The sequence below is a fragment of the Leptolyngbya sp. FACHB-36 genome (genome assembly GCF_014695955.1).
GTDB lineage: Bacteria > Cyanobacteriota > Cyanobacteriia > Leptolyngbyales > Leptolyngbyaceae > FACHB-36.
On the sequence record NZ_JACJPG010000623.1, the window covers coordinates 1 to 3,268 of the forward strand.

Here is a 3,268-nt window from a genome sequence, read left to right on the forward strand (position 1 = left end):
TCTTCCGGTTGCTCCACTAGGAAATCGCGCAGCGCCGTTCCAACACCGTACCAAGCGGGCAGCAGAAAGCGGCTCTGCGTCCAGCTAAACACCCAGGGAATGGCTCGCAGACTGCTTAGGTCTTTCTTGCCGCCGCGTCGGGCGGGACGAGAACTAATCTGAAGCTGACTGATCTCCTCGATCGGCGTCACCTGATGGAAGAAATCGATAAAGTCGGGCTGTTCGTAAATCAGCGAGCGGTAGTGGCGACGCGATCGATCCGCCAGCTCCTCCATAATTTCGTGCCACGGCTGAATGTCGTCAAAGCCAGTGCGCAGCAGGCTCCCTTGAATCACCGCCGTAGTCACCGTTTCCAGGTTGTACAGCGCCAACTCTGGCAGCGAATACTTCGACGCCAGCACCTCGCCTTGCTCCGTGATTTTGATCCGTCCGTTGACGCTGCGTCCGGGCTGCGCCAAGATTGCTTCGTAGGCGGGTCCGCCGCCGCGTCCCACCGAGCCGCCGCGTCCGTGGAAAATCCGTAGCTCCATGCCATGCTGTTCAGCAATGCTTTGGAGTGCCTGCTGCGCCTTGTGAATCTCCCAATTGCTGCTGAGAAAGCCAGAGTCTTTGTTGCTGTCTGAGTAGCCCAGCATGACTTCCTGAAGCGACCCGAAGCTGCGTTCCAGCATTGTGCGGTAAACGGGTAGCTCAAAGATTTCAGTCAGCACCGAGGGCGCTTTCAGCAAGTCCTCTACTGTTTCAAACAGCGGCACTACTTGCACCGTGCTAGTTCCGGTTGCAGGATCGTACAGCCCCGCTTCCTTTGCCAACAGCAGCACTTCCAGCAAATCGCTGACTTCGTGGCTCATGCTGATGACGTAGGTTTGACAGACCTCCTGCCCAAACTCTTGTTGAAGTCGGCGGATCGTGCGGAAGGTTTCGATCGTCTCTCGCGCCTTGTCTGAGAACGGAAGCTCCGTCGGAATCAGCGGGCGGCGGGTTTGCAGCTCGGTTGCCAGCCAGCGCGATCGTTCTGCCTCAGACAGCTCCAAGTACGGCTTGTGCAGAACTTGTAAATACTCGATGATCTCATTCAGCGTATCCGAATGGCGATTGCTTTCCTGCCGCACGTCGAGATGCGCCAGATTAAAGCTGTAGATTTCAACCTGACAGATCAGAAATTCCAGATCGCGGCAGGAAAGCCCTGTTTCCGTCAGGTTGCGCTGAATCAAGCGCAGCTCTGCCAGGAAGTCACCACCCGAACGGTAAAGCGTTGCCGGATTCAAGTCGCCGTTCTCTTGCTGGAAGCCGTCGCCGTGGGCAAGATGGGCATTGCGATCGCGCGTGTTCTCCAGTCGCTTTTGAATGTACGCCAGCTTGAGGCGATACGGCTCCTGACGGTAGCGGATGGCAAGCTGATCATAAATCTCTGGCATCTGGAGTTGGTCTTGCTCCAGCGACTCCAGCAAATCGGGCAGCACATCGCTCCAGTGCAGCGACAGACTCAGCAAGTCCTTGAGGCGATGGATCGACTGGAGATACTTCTCCAGCACCAAGCCCCGCTGGTAGCAGGCGGTCTGCCACGTCACCTGCGGTGTCACCGAGGGGTTGCCATCGCGATCGGACCCCACCCACGAGCCAAACTTACAGAAGTCGTAGCGGGGAGGCTGCATCCCTGGAAATGACGCCTGCATTGCCTGTTTAAAGCGCTGATAGAGTTGCGGAATCGCGTCAAACAGCACTTCCTGGAAGTAGTGCAGGGTGTAGTCCACCTCATCTAGCACCGTGGGCTTAAACTGATGCAGCTCATCGGTGCGCCACCACAACCGAATCTCTTCGGTGAGCTGGTCGCGCAGCAGTTCTGCCTCCCAGGAGGTAGCGGGCAGACCCAACGCCATCAATCGGTCTTCCACTTGATCAAGCTGGCGCAGAATTTTGGCGATGCGACGCTGCTTATCGCGAATCGTGTGGCGGACAATTTCTGTTGGGTGAGCCGTAAACACCAGTTGGACATCCAGCTGATTGATTAGCTTCTGGATATGTTGGGGTGGTACGTTCAAGCTTTGCAGGCTAGGAAACAACCAGTGAAACGTGCCGACCCCTTTGCGAATGCTTTCTTCTTGCAGGCTTTTCTCCAGCAGATTTGCTTCTAGCCGACCTGCCACGGAGGCTCCGTTCCCGTCATGCTGCGACGGGTCTGGCTGGACGACGCCTGCTAGCTCCCGCGCAGCGCGGTACTGCTCTTGCTGGTCGCGCTGTTCGTAGTGCTGCTCGACAATGTTAATTAGCTGGAAGTAGAGGGCGAAGGCACGCGCCGCCCGAATCGCTGCATTCAGGTCGAGCTTCTCAACGACTTTGAGCACTTCGGCTTCGATCACCGCTGGCGCTTGCCCCTCTGGAGAGCACAAATCGCGAAGTTGGTTGAGCAGATCGACGAGTTCCTGACCGCATTCCTGCCGCAGAACCGCTTCCCAAAGATCTTCAATAATTCTGAGACGGTGACGCAAAAACAGATCAGAGACAGAACTAACCGTCATTTCTTCGGACACATTGGGCTCGGCTGCGGTATCCGACGTTAGGGCATCATCTGAAGGTCGTGTCGTCATGGAGCTTGCTCTAGCCAACAATATTCAATCATTCTATGGGGTAAGCCTTAATTTTGGGGGTGTGCCAAACCTCAATATTTCTGGGGCAACCGCGCCCTGAGTCAGCGATCGACGTCTTCTTGATCAGAGGCTGCATTGACGGGGACGTTGAGCGTCGGTAAGCGATCGCCCCGAAACACTTCTTCACTCAGCAGTCCAATTTCTTGAACGGCGTCGGCGATCGCTTTTCCTGCTACCAACCCAATCAGCAGCGGAACAGTCGCAAAACTCAGAAGCACCTCGGCTGAGGAGCGAGAAGGCTTGCGGGCAGCCGCAGTCGGAGAATCTGTCATACGTTCAAGCACCTGTTAAGTTGATGAAGTGGACCTTGCGAAGTGTCAACGAACTGGAACAAACGCAGCCCTATTTGGATCATTGCACCATAGTTTTAGTAAGCAGAATCAAATAGTCGGCTGCATCTGTCGTTGGACGACGATCGCAGGAGCCGTTTTTGGAGAATGCTGCGGACAAAGTGTGTCGATCGCGCTAGGGTGTGCTATTTCTATGGGGTCAAACCGACAGGCTACGGACTCATTAATCATTCGGCAGGTTTCAAGGCTCTCATGGTGGATGTTAATCAACCAAACCGCTCTTCTGATCAAACCACAGCTCAACCGCTAAGCGGATCGCTGAATCGGTGG

General features: G+C 55.5%; 3 protein-coding genes. 1 reads left to right on the plus strand and 2 read right to left on the minus strand.

Going from position 1 to position 3,268, the window contains the following annotated elements:
• Together ppc and H6F43_RS18760 are read right to left on the minus strand one after the other, a co-directional pair.
• On the minus strand, positions 1-2,519 hold a 2,519-nt coding region (gene ppc, locus H6F43_RS18755; RefSeq protein ID WP_242025750.1), incomplete at its 3' end, for a phosphoenolpyruvate carboxylase.
• 170 nt (positions 2,520-2,689) lie between these two features.
• A complete protein-coding gene (locus tag H6F43_RS18760) occupies positions 2,690-2,920 on the minus strand; it encodes a hypothetical protein (RefSeq protein WP_190344304.1) in 231 nt (76 codons plus the stop codon).
• Between the two features lie 165 nt (positions 2,921-3,085).
• On the opposite strand from H6F43_RS18760, the gene H6F43_RS22005 reads away from it, so the two are divergent.
• Positions 3,086-3,268 (plus strand): hypothetical protein (locus tag H6F43_RS22005; protein ID WP_206754585.1); only part of this gene is annotated, 183 nt, incomplete at its 3' end.